The sequence below is a fragment of the Pseudohalocynthiibacter sp. F2068 genome (assembly GCF_023015645.1).
GTDB lineage: Bacteria > Pseudomonadota > Alphaproteobacteria > Rhodobacterales > Rhodobacteraceae > Pseudohalocynthiibacter > Pseudohalocynthiibacter aestuariivivens.
The window spans coordinates 246,939-266,658 of the sequence record NZ_JALKAK010000002.1 but is presented as its reverse complement, the minus strand read 5'-3'; the positions used below and the strand labels follow the sequence as shown (position 1 = coordinate 266,658).

Genomic DNA, 19,720 nt, shown 5'->3' with positions numbered 1-19,720 from the left:
GCCATTTTGAAAACTTTAAACTTTGTTTGCACATATATTTTCCAGTAAAATCACAAAATCTATCGATTAGATTGAAAATCTTGAAACTCTTTTTCGCCTCAGCAGCGATTCATTTCTTGCCACAAGACGATTTTGCAGCTTTCCTGAAAGCACAATAGGGAAGGCGCCACTGGCTTTACGTCGCATCGGGCCAGCGCAAAGAGGGTAACATCCCTCCAAACAGAAAGCGACATTGGAAAACTCATGAGCCAGATTGCGTTTCTCTTGAATGGGGATTCTGTCTGTCTGACCAACGCGTCGCCGACACGCACACTTCTTGACTGGTTACGCGAAGATAAAGGCATGACTGGAACAAAGGAAGGCTGCAACGAAGGCGATTGCGGGGCCTGCACTGTCATGGTCAGCGACGAAACTGGTGTGCGGGCAATGAACGCCTGTATCCTGTTTCTGCCGCAGTTGAACGGCAAATCTGTTCGTACGGTTGAGGGCCTGAGTGGACCGGATGGTGAACTACACCCTGTGCAACAGGCCATGGTAGACCATCACGGGTCCCAATGCGGGTTCTGCACGCCAGGTTTTGTGATGTCGATGGCCACAGCACATTTGAATGGCGCTACCGACTATGATGATCAGCTTGCTGGCAACCTCTGCCGCTGCACCGGGTATGCGCCGATTGTTCAGGCTGCAAAAACAGCCGCGAGCGAACCCGTACCGGTTTGGCTTTCTGGCGCTCCAGACACGCCGATTGCCGAGCCGATCGAAAGCGACACTCTGGCATTGCCACGCACTGCAGACGAGTTGGCCCAGTGGTATGAGGCACATCCAGACGCAACTCTGATTGGTGGCGCAACGGACGTCGGGCTTTGGGTTACCAAGCAATTGCGCGATCTTGGCCCGGTTGCTTTTTTGAATGGTGTTCAAGATCTGAAAGATACTTCAGTTTCCGACGAAGACATTCACATAGGCGCCGGGGTTACCATCACCGATCTTGGTACACTAATGTCGGAACACCACCCGTCATTTGCCGAGATGATCCGCCGCTATGGCTCCACTCAGGTGCGTAATGCGGCAACTATAGGGGGTAATATTGCCAACGGTTCCCCAATTGGGGACGGCCCACCCGCCTTGATCGCGCTTGGTGCCACGCTTTATCTGCGCAAGGGAGACAGGCGGCGCAGCCTGTCGCTTGAGGACTTCTTTATAGACTATGGCAAACAAGACCGCGAACCCGGAGAGTTTGTTGAAGCAATCAGCATTCCACGCCAGCCCGATCATCTTCGGTGTTACAAAATCTCAAAACGCTTTGATCAGGATATTTCTGCGGTCTGCGGATGTTTTAACATTATGATCGAACACGATCAGGTTACGGCCGTCCGGATCGCCTTTGGTGGTATGGCCGGAATACCAAAGCGCGCCTCGCATGTTGAAGCCGCACTTATTGGCCAGCCTTGGACAGCAGAAACAATTGCAGCGGCCCGCCCGGCCTTCACCAAAGATTTCACTCCATTAAGTGATATGCGCGCTTCTGCGACGTATCGGCTTCAATCTGCGCAAAACCTTCTGGATCGCTTTTTTGCCGAGACCGAAGGCACTGCGACAAATGTTCTGGAGGTCCGCGCATGAGTGTTGCAACATCCCTCCCTCATGACGCAGCACGCCTGCATGTCACTGGTCAGGCCCGCTATGTAGATGACATTCCGACACCTGCGAACTGCCTGCATCTGGCATTTGGCCTGAGCGAAATTGCGCATGGCGAATTTACAGCAATCGATCTTGCGGCGGTTCGCGCTGCAAACGGCGTTGTTGCCGTTCTGACAGCCGAGGATTTACCAGCCGCAAATGACGTGTCGCCATCTGTCCATGACGAGCCATTGTTGTCCGACGGACCGGTGCACTATGTCGGCCAACCGATATTCATGGTCGTTGCGAATAGTCACCTTGCCGCGCGCAAGGCTGCGAAGCTCGGCAAAATCAAGTACATCGAAAAACCTGCGATTTTTTCAATCGAAGAAGCGCTTGCCGCGAACAGCCGTTTTGAGGACGGGCCGCGCATCTATAGCAAAGGGGACGCAGAGGCCGCGCTGGCAAAAGCACCTCATGTGATTGAAGGTACGCTCGAAATGGGCGGACAAGAGCATTTTTACCTTGAGGGGCAAGCCGCCCTCGCGCTGCCGCTCGAAGGCGGGGACATGCTGGTGCATTCCTCAACGCAGCACCCAACTGAAATTCAGCACAAAGTGGCCGAGGCGATTGGCCAGCCGATGCATTCTGTGCGGGTAGAAATCCGGCGCATGGGCGGCGGCTTTGGTGGCAAGGAAAGTCAGGGTAATGCGCTGGCCGTCGGCTGTGCGGTTGCCGCGCGACTTACAAACCGCCCGTGCAAAATGCGTTATGACCGGGATGATGACATGGTCATCACCGGGAAACGCCATGATTTTCGCATCACATATAAAGTTGGTTTTGATGACAACGGCCAGATTGAGGGCATCACCTTTAATCAGATGACGCGTTGTGGTTGGGCGTTGGATTTATCCTTACCTGTCGCTGACCGGGCAATGCTTCATGCCGACAATGCCTATCATCTGCCAAATGCGCGGATCGAAAGCCACCGTTTACGTACCAACATGCAATCCGCCACGGCCTATCGTGGATTTGGCGGGCCGCAGGGCGTTCTTGGTATAGAGCGTGTGATGGACCACATAGCAGCACATCTGAAAGCCGATCCCTTTGCCGTACGCTCCGTCAACTTTTACAGCGATGCGCATGGTGCAAGCACCGGAGCCTCCGGCGGGGATACTTCCGGAATGGAGAAAACAGCAGAAAAACAAACAACGCCCTATCATCAACCGATTGAAGATTGTGTTATCAACGCCTTGGCGAAAAAACTGGCCGAAACATCCGAATACCAAAAGCGGCGTGCAGCAATTGTGAAGTGGAATGCTGCGAATCCGGTACTGAAAAAGGGTATAGCACTCACCCCGGTCAAATTTGGCATCAGCTTCACGTTGACCCATCTTAATCAGGCAGGTGCATTGGTGCATGTCTATCAGGATGGCTCGGTCCATATGAACCATGGTGGCACTGAAATGGGCCAGGGTTTGTTTCAGAAGGTGGCACAGGTCGCGGCCAGCCGGTTTGGTGTCAGCCTTGAAAAGATCAAGATCACGGCAACCGATACCGCGAAAGTTCCGAATACCTCGGCGACGGCAGCGTCTTCCGGATCTGATCTGAACGGAATGGCTGTAAAGGCCGCGTGTGACACGATCCGGGAAAGAATGGCTGAGTTTTTAGCAGAGCGTCATCAGGCATCTGCCTCTGATGTTGTCTTCGCAGATGACAAAGTATTGGTTGGCAGCGAAAGCTACAGCTTTGAAGAGGTTGCGAAACTTGCCTATGAAAACCGCGTCAGCCTGTCTGCAACAGGGTTTTATAAGACACCTGAAATTAAGTGGGACAGGATTGCCGGTCGTGGGCGGCCATTCTTTTATTTTGCTTACGGCGCCGCTGTTTCCGAGGTAGTGATTGACACCTTGACCGGGGAAAACCGCATTTTACGCACTGACATTCTGCATGATGCCGGCGCTTCGCTTAACCCGGCGCTGGATATTGGGCAGGTTGAAGGCGGCTTTGTGCAGGGTGCAGGCTGGCTCACAACCGAAGAATTGGTCTGGGATGACAAGGGCCAGCTTCGGACACACGCGCCTTCGACTTATAAGATTCCTGCCTGTTCGGACCGTCCGGACGTGTTTAACGTTTCGCTGTTTGATACACCGAACCGGGAAGATACGATCTATCGGTCAAAAGCTGTTGGCGAGCCTCCTTTTATGCATGGAATTTCTGTTCTTATGGCGCTTTCGGATGCAATCGCTGCCTGCGGTGACGGCTCTGAATATGTGTCACTTGATGCACCCGCAACAGCAGAACATGTGCTGGCAGCAGTTGCAAGACAACGAGGTGCGGCATGAGCATAGATCGCGCCAAACTCTCAGCAACGCTTGCTGAACATGGGCCTGTTATCCGTGTTGTTGTGCTCAGCACACGTGGCTCCGCCCCTCGTGAAGCCGGGGCAGCAATGCTGGTCTGGGAAACGGGCCAGTCTGGCACCATAGGCGGTGGCGCGTTGGAATATGACGCAACATCGGAAGCGCGCAGAATGTTGGGCGACCAATCGATCACGCTGGTGCAGACAAAACCGCTGGGCCCAGCGCTCGGTCAATGCTGCGGCGGGTCGGTGACGCTTCTTCTGGAAAGATTTGCATCTGAAGACCTGCCCGATCGCGGTGGTGTTGAAGGTGTCTTCATGCGCCCGGTCAAACCAGACGCGGCTTCGGTTGTACCCGCGACGTTGCTTCGCTCGGCTAGTGAAGCCGCAGACGCCCCGATGTACACGGATGGTTGGGTTGCAGAAACCATTTCACCACGTCCCATACCTGTCTGGATTTACGGGGCCGGCCACGTTGGCCGTGCGCTTGCGTCGGTTCTGGCACCGCTATCGCCATACACTGTTACGCTGATAGACACATGTCCTGAAAAATTTCCTGAATCTTTGCCTGATGGTGTGGTGCCGGTTATCGCCGCCAATCCCGCTTCGCTAAGTTCCTACGCACCCCCGGATGCGCATCATTTGGTCATGACATATAGCCATGCTCTGGATTTGGAGCTTTGCCATAGCCTTCTGTCTCGTCCCTTCGCAAGCCTTGGTCTCATCGGTTCCGCCACCAAATGGGCGCGCTTTAAAAAGCGCCTTGCTTCACTGGGTCATACCAAGACACAGATCAACCGCATCACCTGCCCGATTGGTGATCCCGCGCTTGGCAAAGAACCACAAGCCATTGCCATCAGTGTTGCACAAACCTTTTTGCAAATGCGCACGCAACTCGACACACCCAAGGAGATCGCATCGTGACCCAAACCGCCCCCATATTGTTGACGGTTGACGGGCTGACCAAAGCCTATCCCGGCGTCGTCGCCAACAGCGATGTTTCCTTCACAATTGCCGAAGGCGAAGTGCACGCCTTGCTTGGCGAGAATGGTGCCGGAAAATCAACGCTCGTAAAAATGATTTACGGTCTTGTGCGCCCGGATTCTGGCAGCATGACACTTCGCGGTGCACCATATGAGCCATCCGAGCCACGCGCAGCCCGCGCAGACGGGGTTGCGATGGTGTTCCAACATTTTTCGTTGTTTGATGCACTTAATGTTGCCGAAAACATTGCTCTTGGAATGGAGAATCCACCTCCACAAAGCCAGTTGGCTGCCCGTATTCGCGACGTAAGTGAGACTTATGGTTTGCCGCTTGATCCGGCTGCTATCGTGGGAAACCTTTCGGCGGGTGAACGTCAGCGGGTGGAAATCATTCGTTGTCTTTTACAGGACCCGAAACTTTTGATCATGGACGAGCCAACCAGCGTCCTGACCCCTCAAGAAGTAGAAATCCTGTTCGAAACCCTGCGCAAACTCTCTGCAGAAGGAACTGCAATTCTTTATATTTCTCATAAGCTTGAAGAAATCCGTAACCTGTGTGACAGCGCAACCGTTTTGCGGCTTGGGAAAGTTGTTGGCACGTGTAACCCACGTGAGAAAACAGCGACTGAGCTTGCAGAAATGATGGTTGGCCAGATTCTTCACGTCCCGGTGCGTGCACCGCGCGACGTTGGTGATGTAGTGCTGGAAGTCAAAAACCTGTCCGCTGAGTCCCCCAACGCCTTTGGTACGTCCCTGAAAAATGTGAGTTTCACAGTCCGTGCTGGTGAAGTGCTGGGCATCTGCGGCGTTGCCGGGAATGGGCAGGATGAACTACTCGCCGCCCTGTCAGGCGAGGTTCGCGCGGATGCAGGTGCCGTTTTAGTCAACGGAACACCAGTTGGCACGCTGGGTCCAAATGAACGCAGACACCTTGCAATACTTGCAGCGCCCGAAGAACGGCTTGGCCACGCAGCAGCGCCTGACATGAGCCTTACAGAAAACGCGCTGCTGACAGGTGCAATTCGCGAAAAACTGACAAACCACGGATTCCTGAAATGGCCCGCGATCCGCGCATTCGCGGAAAAGGTAATTGAGGAATTTGATGTACGCACACCCGGAGCAGGCAATGCGGCCAGATCTTTGTCTGGTGGGAATTTGCAGAAATTTGTGGTTGGTCGCGAGGTCCTGCAACGCCCGGACGTGTTGGTTGTGAACCAACCGACCTGGGGTGTTGACGCTTCTGCCGCAGCTGCGATCCGCCAGTCGCTGCTCGACCTGACGGCCGAAGGCGCTGCAGTTATCGTGATCAGTCAGGATTTGGATGAACTTATGGAAATATCAGACAGCTTTGCTGCATTGAACGAAGGCCGCCTGACAGAGCCGCGTCCTGCGCTCGGACTGACAATTAACGAGATCGGCCTGATGATGGGCGGCGCACACGGTATGGAGGTTGCCCATGTTTAGGCTTGAGAAACGCCCACAACCTTCGCAGTTTTGGACGCTGCTTACCCCCATCATTGCCGTTGTCGCGACGATGATCGCAGGTGGTCTTTTGTTTGCGCTGCTGGGCAAAGCCCCGATCGAGGCGATCCGGACAATTTTCTGGGACCCGCTGTTCAGTGAATTTGCGTGGTACTATCGCCCACAGATACTAATTAAGGCCGCACCACTGATCCTGATTGGCATAGGCTTGTCTTTAGGTTTTCGGGCAGGAGTCTGGAACATCGGAGCTGAAGGGCAGTTTATTCTAGGTGCAATTTTCGGAGCCGGTGCCGGGCTTGCGTTTTATCCAGCCGATTACTGGTTTATCTTCCCGCTAATGGTCATTGCCGGTGCTTTTGGCGGCATGCTGTGGGCGCTAATCCCAGCATTGTTGAAGACCCGCTTTGGCACCAACGAAATTCTTGTTTCACTGATGTTGGTCTATGTGGCCGAACACATCCTGTCCTCTGTCTCTTTTGGTTTGCTGAAAAATCCGGAAGGTCACGGCTTTCCGGGGTCACGCAACCTTCAGCAGTATGAAGCAGCATCAAACGCAGAAATTATTGCTGGCACGGGCATCCACTGGGGCGTGATCGCAGCGCTGCTTGCTGTGATTGCCGCATATGTTTTGCTGAACCGTCACATCATTGGGTACCAGATCCGGCTAACGGGTCAGGCGCCACGCGCGGCCCGCTTCGCAGGGGTACGCCCAAACCTTCTGATCATATTTTGTATGGGACTTTCAGGTGCGCTTGCAGGTGTCGCAGGGATGTTTGAGGTCGCAGGCCCGATGGGCCAGATCAGTGTCGATTTCAATCAGGGCCTCGGCTTTACTGCAATCATTGTGGCTTTCTTGGGCCGATTGCACCCGGTTGGCATATTGTTTGCCGGCATGCTTCTTGCGCTGACGTCTGTTGGTGGCGATATCGCCCAATCAAACCTTGGCCTGCCTGCGGCGTCTATCAAGGCGTTTCAGGGCATGCTTCTTTTCTTCATTCTCGCGAGCGATGTTCTGTCGAACTTCCGCGTTCGCATTGGCACAGCGGAGACCGCGTAATGGATCTTTCAACAATTAATCCCGTCGTTCTGATCGCTACATTGATGGTAGCGGCGACACCGATCCTGCTTGCCGCTACGGGCGAACTGGTTGCCGAAAAATCCGGCGTATTGAACCTTGGTGTGGAAGGAATGATGATCACAGGCGCGATCTGTGGTTTTGCTGTTGCCGTTGAAACAGGTAGCCCGTTTTTTGGTTTCATTGCGGCCGCTATCGGGGGTGCCTTGCTATCACTGATATTTGGTGTGTTGACGCAAATTTTGTTAGCCAACCAGGTTGCAACCGGACTAGCGCTAACCTTGTTCGGGTTGGGCCTGTCAGCGCTTCTTGGGCAAAGCTACGCGGGGATCAAACCGCCTTCGACGTTCAAGCTGGATATGCCACTGATCTCTGACATTCCTGTTCTTGGTCCGATTTTGTTTAACCATGACCTGATGGTCTACGTCTCAATCGGTCTGGTTGCCCTCGTATGGGCTGCATTGAAGTATAGCCGCATCGGCCTGGTCGTGCGCGCCGTTGGTGAAAACCACGAAGCTGCACACGCGCTGGGTTACAAAGTGGTCCGCATCCGCCTTCTTGCAATCATGTTTGGCGGGGCCTGTGCTGGCCTTGGCGGGGCATATCTTAGCCTGATCCGTGTACCGCAATGGACCGAAGGCATGACCGCAGGTGCAGGCTGGATCGCTCTTGCGATTGTGGTTTTCGGCAGTTGGAAACCATGGCGCGTACTGCTGGGTGCCTACCTTTTCGGCGGCGTGACAGGTTTGCAGCTAAACTTGCAGGTCGCAGGTGCAGATATTCCTGTCGAATACTTGTCCATGGCGCCTTATCTGATAACCATAATCGTGCTGGTCATAATGTCAGCCGATAAATCGCGTGCAGCGTTGTCTGCGCCAGCGTCGCTCGGCAAAGTGTTTCATGCGACCAGCTGAGGAATTAAAAAAGGACGCAGGGTGAGGCGCCACGCAATAGTAGAACTGCTCGACGGAACGCACGAGCGCTGGGGAAACAACGTCGCTCTGGCGCTACATTCGCTGATTGTGCTTTCTGCTATCGCGATCGCGCTGGAAACCGTGAATGGTCTACCACCGATTTTCACAAGGCTTCTCTATGACTTTGAAGTCTTCATCTTGTTGGTCTTCGTTGCTGAATATGTCTTGCGTCTGACCTGCTCGAAGCATCCGGTCAAATATGCGTTTAGTTTCTGGGGTATCATCGATCTGATGTCCTGCCTGCCTGCGATCGCGCTGTTGCAACCCCAATGGCAGGTTGTTCGCACGATACGGTTAATCCGGCTTGTAAGGTTGTTGAAACTGTTTCGCACATCAGTTGCATTAGATCGTCTTGGTCGTGCTTTAACGCTGGTGAAAGGAGAACTGATCGTCTTTGGCGTTCTATCAGCCCTCATGCTTTATGTTAGTGCGGTTGGTATCTACTTGTTTGAACACGATGCTCAGCCCGATGCGTTTTCGTCAATACCGCAAAGCCTATGGTGGGCCGTCGCCTCTTTTACGACTGTGGGTTACGGTGATCTTTTTCCGATCACGACCGGCGGCCGTATATTTACAAGTTTCGTCCTGTTTATCGGGCTGGGAATTGTTGCCGTTCCCTCAGCCATCATCACAGCGGCACTTTTAGAAACTCAAAACACCGTGAAACCACGAAAAAACAAACGTAATACTGAAATAACCAAAAAGGAAGACCCGAATGAAACCTCTTAAATCGATACTTACCTGTGCCGCTGTGGCGCTTGGTCTGGCTGCAACTACCGCCGCTGCCGAGCCTGCGAAAGTTGGCTTTGTTTATGTTGGCCCTGTCGGCGACTTTGGTTGGTCGTACGAACATGATCAGGGGCGGCTTGCCGTCGAAGAACACTTTGGCGATGCTGTCGAAACAACTTTTGTCGAAAGTGTGCCCGAAGGTGCGGATGCTGAACGGGTACTTACCCAGATGGCCTTGTCCGGTCATGATCTGATCTTCACGACATCATTTGGATATATGGATCCAACAATTAACGTTGCTGCAAAATTTCCGAATGTGCACTTTGAACACGCGACCGGTTACAAAAATGCAGATAACGTTTCGACCTATTCAGCCCGGTTCTACGAAGGCCGCGCTGTTATCGGAACAATCGCGGGCCGGATGACAGAATCCAACAAAGTTGGCTATATTGCTTCATTCCCAATTCCTGAAGTTATCCGCGGCATAAACTCTGCCTATATTCACGCAAAGAAGGTGAACCCGGATGTAGAGTTCAAAATAGTCTGGGTTTACACATGGTTTGATCCGTCGAAAGAGGCTGATGCGGCCACCGCGCTTATTGAACAGGGTGTTGACGTGATCATGCAACATACCGATTCACCGGCCGCGATGACGATTGCTGAAGAACGAGGCATCATGGCCTTTGGTCAGGCATCTGACATGCTCCAGTTTGGGCCGACAGCACGACTTTCCTCTATCATCGACAACTGGGAACCCTACTACATCGCGCGAGTTCAGGCGCAAATTGATGGCACATGGGAGTCCGTTAGCACATGGGACGGAATTGCCCCTGGTATGGTAAAAATCGGCGCATTCTCTGATCGGATCCCAGCGGACATACAGGCAGAGGCGCAGGCGTTGGCTGACTCTATCGCAGCGGGCGACTACCACCCCTTCACCGGACCGTTAAACAAACAGGACGGCTCTGTCTGGCTTGCAGATGGCGAAGTTGCCGATGACGGAACGCTCGCAGGAATGAATTTTTACGTTGAAGGTATTGAAGGCGACGTACCGAACTGATCCTGATACCATCGAAAAAAAGGCCCCCGGTTTCGGGGGCCTTTTATTTTGTAGTGTAACTTTAAATTAAATAGTTTAGCGCCCGGTTGGTTCGCCAAACACATTGCTGCGATCAGCAGAGCTGTTTGTGCTTGAAACCGTAACACCAGCCCAATCGGCCGATGCGTTGATTGCTTCAATGCGGCTCTGCTTTGCCGCTGCAATAAGCAGGTTAAACTCTGCTGCATCCTCTGCCAAAACGGGGGCGGCTAGCGAGAAGACGAGAGCAGTCGAGAGAGCGATACGTTTCATAGTGTGCTCCTTATTGAATTTACCCGGCATTTTCCGAGAATATTAACGTCCGACAGGCTCGTGATGGACATTACTGCGCGCGTTTGAGCCGCTTGTGCTTGAAACTGACATAGTTGTCACTTTCGTTGATGCAGAAGCAGCTGTTTTTTGCGATGACTGCAGCAAAATATTGAACTGAGCTGCGTCCTCGGCAACGGCTGGTACTACAAATGAAAGGGCTAGAGCGGTTGTAAGAGCGATGCGTTTCATAACGTACTCCTTAGAGTTGGGTTGGTATTTGGTTAGGACTTTGACGTCCCGTGGAATTCAGATGGGATTAAAGCGTTCTCACTACAACGCACAGGTGCGTGAGCATTGCGTGGCATCGGTGTTTTTCCGCACACAAAATTGTGAGCGCCATTCCCCATCACTTACTTTGGAGGAGAGAAAAGGGCCCTCAATCCGGGGACCCTTCGCTCGTAAATTTACCAATAATTAAAAGGTAAGTTACCGACCAACAGGCTCGTGAAAGACATTACTGTGTGCATTCACGTTGCCTGAGCTGGAGACTGACATTGCTGCGTGGTTCGTCTGAACGACTTTTTCAGTTTTTTCAGCAGATGCGATCAGAAGGTTAAACTCAGCTGCATCTTCTGCCAAAGCCGGCGCTGCAAAGGAGAGGACAAGAGCGGTGCTCAATGTGATACGTTTCATGGTGTGTTCCTTAAGTTGAATTTCGTATTTGTCTGGGTCAGTTGCGTCCCATGATCTGGAATTGGTGGTAGCGGCTCCCAACTTCAATGCACAGTTTTGTGATATTTTTTACATTTACGTGCGTTTATGCACATCTCGCTGTGCGCGCTAAAGTTTGAGTTTTGAGCCACCGCGCTAAGAAAGATTTATGCATTCAGGCTACCTTTCTTATTCGACATGCTGTTTGAAAAAATCCGCAGGTTTGTATCCCTGCAGGCTCTCGAAATAGAGGCTTTGGGCCGTGATCCCATCTGAGGCAGAAACAGAAGTGCCAGCAAAATTATAGGATTGCTCCTGTGTGCCCTTTGATGCAGCAACGATCAAAAGGTTAAACTCTGCTGCGTCCTCAGCAAACGTGGGGGCTGCAAGCGAAAGAACGAAAGCACTTGTCAGGACAATGCGTTTCATAGCGTGTTCCTTTAGGTTAATTTTAAATTTTGATTGGGAGGTTTTGTTTCCCGTGCGATGGATTTGGGGCGGCAATGCGCCGAAAACAATGCACAGATACGTGAACATTGCGTCTTTTCAGTGCATCTGCGCACGAAGGAAGCTGTGAAAATGCACCGAAGCTACGCCAGCAACTTGACATCACTCAGATACGAACCGTCGACACACTTGCATCACTAAGCGTCTTGGGCGAAGACAAGGTGTGTCTTATGAGGTGAACTATGGGCCTGCCCGTACAACAACAATTAAAATACTGGGGCATATCAGCAGCGGTATTCCTGATCTTACTATGGTACCTAGGAAACGTTATTTTGCCTTTCGTTCTGGGCGGGGCAATTGCCTATTTTCTGGATCCGGTCGCTGATCGTCTCGAAGCAGCGGGATGTTCGCGTGTACTTGCAACAACAATCATAACGGTCTGTGCACTGTTGGTCTTTATTCTGATGGCCCTGTTGATCATTCCAACGCTTGTTCAACAGGCAATCGCATTGGTCAACACGGCACCCAGATTGTTTACAGATTTGCAAGAGTTCCTCACCGAAAAGGTCCCGTCCCTGATGGACGCGGATTCAACATTACGCCGATCCCTTGTTGGACTTGGCGAGACCATACAGGCGCGCGGTGGCGCGTTTTTGAACGGGATCATTAGTTCCGCTCTCAGCCTGATCAACGTTGTTGTACTGCTTATTATCGTTCCGGTTGTCGCCTTCTACCTGCTGCTGGACTGGGATCGCATGGTCACCAGGATTGACTCTCTTTTACCCCGCGATCACGCACCTGTTATTCGCCAGCTAGCATCTGAAATAGACCAAACACTTGCGTCTTTCATTCGTGGTCAAGGTACGGTCTGCCTGATTTTAGGGACCTTTTATGCCGGTGCGCTTATGTTCGTTGGTCTGCAATACGGGCTTGTCGCCGGATTTATTGCCGGTCTGCTGACCTTCATCCCTTATGTCGGTGCTTTGGTTGGCGGTGCTCTTGCACTCGGGCTTGGCGTTTTTCAGTTTTGGGGTGACTGGTGGTCGCTTGCGGCTGTGGGAGGAATATTTGCCTTTGGTCAAGTAATTGAAGGGAATGTACTGACACCAAAGCTTGTCGGGTCAAGTGTTGGCCTGCACCCGGTTTGGCTGATTTTTGCATTGTCTGCTTTCGGTACGCTGTTCGGCTTTGTCGGGATGCTCGTCGCGGTTCCGGTTGCTGCCTCAATTGGCGTTGTGACCCGCTTTGCCGTTACGCGCTATCACGGCAGCCGTTTGTATCGCGGCCTTAGCGATTCAGACGAAACCTAACCTATGCCAGTTCAATTGACCTTTGATCTGCCAGCCAAATCAGCGCAGGAACGCGAAGACTTTTTTGTGTCAGCAGCAAATACCGTTGCTGTTGAAACCTTGGAAAACTGGCGCAACTGGCCAGGGCAGAAGATGGCACTTATCGGGGCGGAAGGGTCTGGCAAGACACATCTCTCGCACGTCTGGGCAAAAGAAGCTGGCGCTCACATCCTTCGTGCCCGCGAACTCGGTGATATTGACATCAGCACATCGGCAAATAATCACGTCGCCGTAGAGGACGTTTGCCAGATCGCGGGCAACAGTGATGCCGAACAAATCTTGTTCCACCTTCATAATCTGGTTCTTGCGAATGGGCATAGTTTGTTGCTTACGGCTCAAACAGCTCCGGCAAAGTGGACACTTTCTTTACCCGATCTTGAAAGCCGCATGCAAGGCACCCCTGTTGTAACCCTTGAAGAGCCTGACGACGCGCTGCTTTGCGCGGTTATGATAAAACTATTTTCCGACCGGCAAATCGATGTACCGCCAAATTTGTTACCCTATTTGCTACGCCGAATGGACCGCAGTTTTTCCACTGCCAAGGAAATTGTAGACACTCTTGATAAAGCTGCGCTTAGCAGGGGGTGTGCCGTCAGCCGCGCGCTGGCAGCAAGCGTGCTGGACAATGACACCCGCAACAGCGCATAAAGTCATCTGAAAGTCACAAATTTTGTAGATAAACTGTCTTATGATTGAAACCGATTTCCTGAAGGCGCCTTTTCCTGCGCCCATAGAACTACCAGAGGCCGACATTGAGGGCCCCAAGCGGTTTTTCAACCGCGAGCTCAGTTGGCTTTCGTTTAACTGGCGCGTGCTTGAAGAAGCATGTAACCCGCGTGTACCCTTGCTGGAGCGGCTTCGTTTTCTATCGATATCCGCGACGAACCTTGACGAATTTTATACTGTTCGAGTTGCTGGCCTGCGCGAACTGGCGCTCGCAGGGAACACAACACCCGCTGCTGATGGGCTGACCCCGACCGAACAGCTTGATCTTATCAATACCGAAGCGCGTTCACTGATGACAAGTCAGCAAAACACGTGGGACGATTTGCAACGTGAGATGGAGAGCAATGACATCCTGCTTTTGGATCGATCTTCGATCGCGGAAGAGGATAAGCCCTATCTCGAAGAGCATTTTCTCAATCAGGTCTTTCCGGTTCTTTCTCCGCTCGCCATTGATCCGGCACATCCGTTTCCATTTATTCCAAGCACTGGCTTCGTGCTCGCCCTTCAATTGGAACGTAAAGCCGATAAACGCCCACTTCAGGCCTTGTTACCTGTTCCGCACCAAGTTCAGCGTTTTGTTTCTTTGCCATCGCTTAACGGAAAAGAACGTTTTTTACCTTTGGAAGAGTTGCTCCTTATGCATCTGGAACAGTTGTTCCCGGGCTACAAGACCAAGGGTTTCTGCGCATTTCGTGTTTTGCGCGACAGCGATCTTGAAGTCGAAGATGAAGCAGAAGACCTGGTGCGAGAGTTTGAAGTCGCATTGAAACGCCGCCGTCGAGGACAGGTTATAAGGCTGAAGCTTTCGGCAGGAGCACCCAAAGCGCTCCGTTCACTGATCATGGAACAGTTGCCAGCAACAGAACAGGAAGTTGTTGAAATTACAGGTATGATCGGGTTGGCCGATCTTAGCGAACTGGTTCTGGATCATCGAACTGATCTGCTGTGGCCCAGTTTTACGTCACGGGTACCAGAACGCGTGCAAGACCATGACGGCGATATGTTCGCAGCAATTCGTCAGAAAGACATGCTGCTGCACCATCCTTACGAAACATTTGATATGGTGATCCGTTTCCTACAGCAAGCTGCGCGTGATCCAAACGTATTGGCGATCAAGCAGACACTGTATCGCACCTCGCATAAGTCACCAATTGTGGAAGCTCTTTGTGAGGCGGCCGAAAACGGTAAGTCGGTTACCGCTCTTGTCGAGCTTAAGGCTCGCTTTGACGAGGCCGCGAATATTCGTCAGTCCAGACATCTGGAACGGGCGGGCGCGCATGTTGTTTATGGTTTTCTGAACTACAAAACACATGCAAAGATAAGCACTGTTGTCCGGCGCGAGGACGACCAACTTGTGACCTACACCCACTACGGCACCGGCAACTACCATCCGATTACGGCGCGTATCTATACTGACTTATCGCTTTTCACCTGTGATCCCGCCCTCGGGCGCGATGCGACCAAAGTCTTCAACTATCTTTCGGGGTATGCACAACCTGAAACGCTAGAAAACCTTTCAATTTCTCCGCTGACGTTAAAATCCACATTGCTGGACATGATAAAGGCCGAGGCGGATTTTGCCCTAGATGGTAAGCCTGCCGAGATCTGGGCAAAGATGAATTCTGTGGTCGACTCTGACGTCATTGACGCGCTCTACGACGCGAGCAAGGCAGGCGTGAAGATCAGCCTTGTCATCCGCGGGATTTGCGCACTTCGTCCCGGCATCAAAGGTTTGTCGGAAAACATCCGCGTTAAATCTATTGTTGGGCGATTCCTCGAGCATTCTCGTATCGTCTGTTTTGGCAATGGTCAGGGGCTTCCATGCAAGAAAGCCCGGGTTTACATTTCATCCGCCGATTGGATGGGCCGCAACCTGCATCGCCGGGTTGAAACCCTCGTTGAAATCACAAATCCTACGGTCAAAGCCCAAATCGTAAGCCAAATTATGGCTGCAAATCTGGCAGATCAGGCACAAAGCTGGGTTATGGCGTCCGATGGCACCTTTAATCGCCCTGAATTCACAGATGATGACCGGCCGTTCAACTGCCACCGCTTTTTCATGGAAAACCCATCGCTGTCAGGACGCGGGTCTGCCGGGGCGTCAGATGTACCACATCTGACTCATTCTGATGATTGATCCGGCGCTAGGATGCGCGACACAATACCGTAGAAATATCGGTTGGATTTGATGGACGGAACTGCTGAATCAGGAAATGAAGACTGGGGTTTTTTTGGCCGCCCATTGTTTGATGATCCTTCCGCGCGTGCACTTTCTCGAGTCGGGGTTGTAGACATCGGATCAAACTCTGTCCGGCTTGTCATTTTTGACGGTGCCGCCCGATCTCCTGCTTACTTTTTCAATGAAAAGATCATGTGCGCACTGGGCGCTGGCTTGTCTGAAACCGGCAGGCTGAGCCCCGATGGACGAAAACGCGCGCTTGCGGCTATCAAACGCTTTCAGTTTTTGGCCAAGGGAATGTCGCTTGCACCTCTGACAGCGGTGGCGACCGCCGCCGTACGTGAAGCCAGCGATGGGCGCGATTTTTGCGATGAAGTCGAACGCGAAACCGGCTTGCGGATATATGTTATCAATGGCCAGGAAGAAGCGCGTTTATCGGCGCAGGGTGTTTTGCTTGGCTGGCCAACAGCCCAAGGCATTGTCTGCGATATAGGTGGCTCATCAATGGAACTGGCAGAGGTTGCACAGGGTCGTGTTGGCCAACGCTTAACGTCGCCGCTTGGTCCGCTCAAGCTCAAAGACATCAAAGGCGGGAAAAAAGGGCTTATCAGTCATATTCGCACAACAATAGAAAACCTGCATTCACAACTGCCAGGAAATCATGGCAGGCTGTTTCTTGTGGGTGGCTCGTGGCGCGCGATCGCTCGGCTGGATATGGCGCGCCGAGGTTATCCTCTTACGGTGTTACACGAATATCGGATGACGCCGAAATCCGTTATGGCAACTGTGAATTGGATCGCGGAAAATGATCTTGATGAATTGCGGTCTCGTACTGGAACTTCCGAAGCCCGAATGTCGCTTGTCCCAGAAGCCTCGTTAGTGCTGAAACAACTGATCCGCACCTACAAACCCCGTGATATTGCCGTGTCTTCATACGGAATTCGCGAAGGTATGCTTTATGAACAAATGCCAGAAAGGCTGCGCCGGCGCGATCCATTGATAGAAGCGTGCCGATTTGCAGAGGTAAAAGATGCGCGAATGCCCGGATTTGGCAAAGCGCTTTACAGTTTCATTCTTCCTCTTTTCAAATCTGCAAAGCCAGACAGAATTCGTCTGATAAAAGCCGCCTGCCTTTTGCATGACGTGACTTGGCGGGCGCATCCGGATTATCGGGCGGAAGTGTGTTTTGATAACGCTACGCGCGCCAATCTTGGCGGTTTGCGTCATCGCGAGCGTGTTTTCCTTGGGCTTTCTCTATTGCACCGATACAAAAATAGTCGCGCAGATTCTCGGTTTGAACCCCTGTTTGGCCTTTTGGATGAAAAGGAAATCAAAGATGCCGAAGTCTTGGGGAAAGCCATGCGTTTCGGCGCTATGTTTTCTGTGGAAGCACCAACGAAAATGGGTGAGCTGCGGTATTTCCCAAAGAAACGGTTGTTAGAATTGATATTGAAACCAAAAGCCCAACCGCTATTTGGAGAGGTCGCCGAAGCACGGTTTTACTCTCTTGCATCGGCGTTGGAATCTGAAACGAAAGTTCGTGTTAGCCGATAAGGGGAAGCCCTCGGTAGAAGCGGCTCAAAAGCCTAAATTTTCTTTAAATTTCAACATCATCGCCTTTCGGTTCTGCAATTTCCTCAGGTGTTTTCCTTCGGATGATAATATCACCGTTGGGTAAAATCTCTGGCAAATGATAAAGCCCAAAGTCACCGATCATCCCCTGCAATTCACGCATCACTGGGGCCATTTCCTGAGCGAACCCGTGCAAATCTTTTATCGCCGGTTCCATTTCCTGCAAAAGACTGCGTAGTAAAATCTTCGCACCCTCCTCCATGAGGCTGAACCCTTCCTCGACATCGTTGTCCTGGGAATAGACTGGAGTTACAGAAATTGACGCGACAAGCGCTAAGGCTGCAATATGTTTCATGTCCTTAACATAGGCCAAGTTTCGCTGAATTTAAAGTTCAGAGCTCAATATCGATGGTGACCGGAAAATGATCTGACGCAGTTAACAATGCTTCACGCAGTTCGGGTGTCTGATAACAAACCTGATCGTCAAACGGGTGCCAGATTCGCCAAACCGGCGATTTTGCCCGCAAACCAGGGGACACCATAATATAGTCCAGCAACGCAGACAGATACCGCCCCTCGTTTTGTAGATAGAACCGTGACGTGGATGGCATTGCACCAACTCTCTGGCCCAAAACCATACGCGCATGGGGATCAAAGAGACAATCCTCACCCTCTTCACCCAACACGATTTCCACGCCTGAGCGACCAAACAGTTTCTCGTATTCGTCCAGACCAGGACCGTCGTTAAAGTCACCAAGGACCATCAGGTTCTCACCAGCCTTTAAGTGTTCAACCACCCGTTCACGCAGCCATATACATTGCGCGGCCTGCTTACGGCGGTTGGCGATCGAAATGCGCATCACCTCGTCAGGGTTTCTTGCGCCATGTGGGGCTTTGGATTTGACATGCACCCCAATCATTCTGAGCGCCGCGCCCTCAGACGTTGTGACAGCTAACTCCAGCGGGGGCTTGGAAAAAGATACCTTCTCAGGCGCGGCATCAATATCCAAATCAAGTTTGAACTCACCGTCAAATCGCGGAGACCCGGTCACGTCTCCCGATGCAGAAGGCCCTCCTGCCGGGCTACCCGTGAGCGCACCTAGTGGGTCATGCGTCGCGTTCAGTTTTTTTGGATCATAGAGCAGCGCAATTTCCTGCTGCGTGTCATTGGTAAATCCGATCACCGCCTTATTGGTACGCAACCCAAAACGTTCCGCGAATGTCTCCAGCGCGACTTCACCGTCTCGCCTTTTACTGCTGTCCGGCGCCTCGATCACCATCACGGCATCTACATCCATCGCTATAAAAACAATTGCCAATGCTTCAAGCTGATCGCGTCGTGTGACGTTGTGGCGGCCGGACCATTTCTGGTCTTCCATCAGACGACCACGTCTGTCGAACAATGAATTGAACCATTCGACGTTGTAGGTCGCAATACGCATTAGGGGTGCACCTCTTGTATTTCTTCCCAGGCGCGATTTATGGCGACCATACGGCCTTCTGCCAATTTCACGGCCTCCTTCGGCACGCCTCGTGCGATAACATGGTCGGGATGCGTGTCCCGCACCAACTGTCGCCAGACACGGCGTATTTCCTCCAGAGCCATTTCAGGCGTGACCCCCAAAACCTCATAGGGATTCGGGTCAGAATCTCGCACGAACCGCGTGCGCAGACTGCGAAACTGCAATTCGTTCATCCCCAGAATATCCGACACACGCTGCAGAAAATCGTCTTCCTTGGGATGATACTCACCATCCGCCATCGCGATATGAAACAAGCCTTCCAGAAGAAAACACAATGTTTGATCGTCGGTGCCAAACATCTTGCCAATTCGGGCAGCATATTCCTCAAATCCTGCAACGTCCTGACGTGCCATGTTAAAAACGCGTGCTGCGTTTGCTTCGTCTTCTGGCGCAATATTGAACACTTCACGAAACGCAGTGACCTCATCGCGGGTCACGCGACCGTCCGCCTTCGCCATTTTTGCGCCAAGCGCGATCACTGCAATCGTAAAACCAACGGATTTCTCAGGCGGTGTTCGAAGCCGGTCAAAGACTTCGCTCAGGCTTTCACCTGTAGCAAGAGCAGAAAGAGCATCTCCAATACGAGACCAAATAGACATACACGCACCTTAGAGCGGGAGTTGAAACCTGTCAGTGA

General features: G+C 52.2%; 19 protein-coding genes. 12 read left to right on the top strand and 7 right to left on the bottom strand.

Annotated elements, in window-relative coordinates:
* Positions 1–243 precede the first annotated feature (243 nt).
* Genes xdhA through MWU63_RS03590 form a run of 8 tightly spaced genes read left to right on the top strand, consistent with a single transcriptional unit; the run spans position 244 to position 10,285 of the window.
* On the top strand, positions 244–1,623 hold the full coding sequence (gene xdhA, locus MWU63_RS03625) for a xanthine dehydrogenase small subunit (RefSeq protein ID WP_213887438.1): 1,380 nt from the start codon (positions 244–246) through the stop codon (positions 1,621–1,623).
* Positions 1,620–3,965, top strand: coding sequence for a xanthine dehydrogenase molybdopterin binding subunit (gene xdhB, locus MWU63_RS03620; protein ID WP_213887437.1), 2,346 nt, complete (start codon positions 1,620–1,622; stop codon positions 3,963–3,965). Before xdhA ends, xdhB begins: the two co-directional genes overlap by 4 nt.
* A complete protein-coding gene (gene xdhC, locus MWU63_RS03615) occupies positions 3,962–4,906 on the top strand; it encodes a xanthine dehydrogenase accessory protein XdhC (RefSeq protein WP_213887436.1) in 945 nt (314 codons plus the stop codon). Before xdhB ends, xdhC begins: the two co-directional genes overlap by 4 nt.
* Positions 4,903–6,429, top strand: a complete 1,527-nt coding sequence (locus MWU63_RS03610) for an ABC transporter ATP-binding protein (protein WP_247076980.1) — start codon at positions 4,903–4,905, stop codon at positions 6,427–6,429. Before xdhC ends, MWU63_RS03610 begins: the two co-directional genes overlap by 4 nt.
* The gene (locus MWU63_RS03605; RefSeq protein WP_213887435.1) at positions 6,422–7,504 is read left to right on the top strand and encodes an ABC transporter permease; all 1,083 of its coding nucleotides are present in this window, start codon (positions 6,422–6,424) and stop codon (positions 7,502–7,504) included. Before MWU63_RS03610 ends, MWU63_RS03605 begins: the two co-directional genes overlap by 8 nt.
* Positions 7,504–8,436, top strand: coding sequence for an ABC transporter permease (locus tag MWU63_RS03600; RefSeq protein ID WP_213887434.1), 933 nt, complete (start codon positions 7,504–7,506; stop codon positions 8,434–8,436). The genes MWU63_RS03605 and MWU63_RS03600 overlap by 1 nt, the downstream gene beginning before the upstream one ends.
* A 21-nt stretch (positions 8,437–8,457) precedes the next feature.
* On the top strand, positions 8,458–9,225 hold the full coding sequence (locus MWU63_RS03595) for an ion transporter (protein WP_213887433.1): 768 nt from the start codon (positions 8,458–8,460) through the stop codon (positions 9,223–9,225).
* On the top strand, positions 9,212–10,285 hold the full coding sequence (locus MWU63_RS03590; RefSeq protein WP_213887432.1) for a BMP family ABC transporter substrate-binding protein: 1,074 nt from the start codon (positions 9,212–9,214) through the stop codon (positions 10,283–10,285). The genes MWU63_RS03595 and MWU63_RS03590 overlap by 14 nt, the downstream gene beginning before the upstream one ends.
* Before the next feature lie 75 nt (positions 10,286–10,360).
* On the opposite strand, the gene MWU63_RS03585 is transcribed toward MWU63_RS03590, so the two are convergent.
* The 4 genes from MWU63_RS03585 to MWU63_RS03570 form a co-directional block, all read right to left on the bottom strand.
* On the bottom strand, positions 10,361–10,576 hold the full coding sequence (locus MWU63_RS03585; protein WP_213887431.1) for a hypothetical protein: 216 nt from the start codon (positions 10,574–10,576) through the stop codon (positions 10,361–10,363).
* A 42-nt stretch (positions 10,577–10,618) separates the two neighbouring features.
* Positions 10,619–10,825 carry a hypothetical protein gene (locus MWU63_RS03580; protein ID WP_213887430.1) on the bottom strand — a complete coding sequence of 69 codons (207 nt, stop codon included), beginning with the start codon at positions 10,823–10,825 and terminating at the stop codon, positions 10,619–10,621.
* A gap of 237 nt (positions 10,826–11,062) precedes the next feature.
* Positions 11,063–11,269 (bottom strand): hypothetical protein, encoded by a 207-nt coding sequence (locus MWU63_RS03575; protein ID WP_213887429.1) that lies wholly within the window; start codon positions 11,267–11,269, stop codon positions 11,063–11,065.
* Positions 11,270–11,476: 207 nt separating this feature from the next.
* Positions 11,477–11,716 (bottom strand): hypothetical protein, encoded by a 240-nt coding sequence (locus MWU63_RS03570; protein ID WP_213887428.1) that lies wholly within the window; start codon positions 11,714–11,716, stop codon positions 11,477–11,479.
* A 260-nt stretch (positions 11,717–11,976) separates the two neighbouring features.
* On the opposite strand from MWU63_RS03570, the gene MWU63_RS03565 reads away from it, so the two are divergent.
* Genes MWU63_RS03565 through MWU63_RS03550 form a run of 4 tightly spaced genes read left to right on the top strand, consistent with a single transcriptional unit; the run spans position 11,977 to position 17,542 of the window.
* The gene (locus MWU63_RS03565) at positions 11,977–13,044 is read left to right on the top strand and encodes an AI-2E family transporter (protein WP_213887427.1); all 1,068 of its coding nucleotides are present in this window, start codon (positions 11,977–11,979) and stop codon (positions 13,042–13,044) included.
* Positions 13,045–13,047: 3 nt separating this feature from the next.
* Positions 13,048–13,731, top strand: coding sequence for a DnaA/Hda family protein (locus tag MWU63_RS03560; RefSeq protein ID WP_213887426.1), 684 nt, complete (start codon positions 13,048–13,050; stop codon positions 13,729–13,731).
* A gap of 40 nt (positions 13,732–13,771) precedes the next feature.
* The gene (locus MWU63_RS03555) at positions 13,772–15,946 is read left to right on the top strand and encodes an RNA degradosome polyphosphate kinase (protein ID WP_213887425.1); all 2,175 of its coding nucleotides are present in this window, start codon (positions 13,772–13,774) and stop codon (positions 15,944–15,946) included.
* 51 nt (positions 15,947–15,997) lie between these two features.
* Complete coding sequence (locus tag MWU63_RS03550; protein ID WP_213887424.1) at positions 15,998–17,542, top strand: Ppx/GppA family phosphatase; 1,545 nt, start codon at positions 15,998–16,000, stop codon at positions 17,540–17,542.
* A gap of 43 nt (positions 17,543–17,585) precedes the next feature.
* On the opposite strand, the gene MWU63_RS03545 is transcribed toward MWU63_RS03550, so the two are convergent.
* Genes MWU63_RS03545 through MWU63_RS03535 form a run of 3 tightly spaced genes read right to left on the bottom strand, consistent with a single transcriptional unit; the run spans position 17,586 to position 19,682 of the window.
* On the bottom strand, positions 17,586–17,915 hold the full coding sequence (locus MWU63_RS03545) for a hypothetical protein (protein ID WP_213887423.1): 330 nt from the start codon (positions 17,913–17,915) through the stop codon (positions 17,586–17,588).
* Between the two features lie 37 nt (positions 17,916–17,952).
* Positions 17,953–19,002 (bottom strand): endonuclease/exonuclease/phosphatase family protein, encoded by a 1,050-nt coding sequence (locus MWU63_RS03540; protein WP_213887422.1) that lies wholly within the window; start codon positions 19,000–19,002, stop codon positions 17,953–17,955.
* Positions 19,002–19,682: a molecular chaperone DjiA gene (locus MWU63_RS03535; RefSeq protein ID WP_213887421.1), complete on the bottom strand. Its 681-nt coding sequence runs from the start codon at positions 19,680–19,682 to the stop codon at positions 19,002–19,004. Before MWU63_RS03535 ends, MWU63_RS03540 begins: the two co-directional genes overlap by 1 nt.
* Between the last annotated feature and the right edge of the window lie 38 nt (positions 19,683–19,720).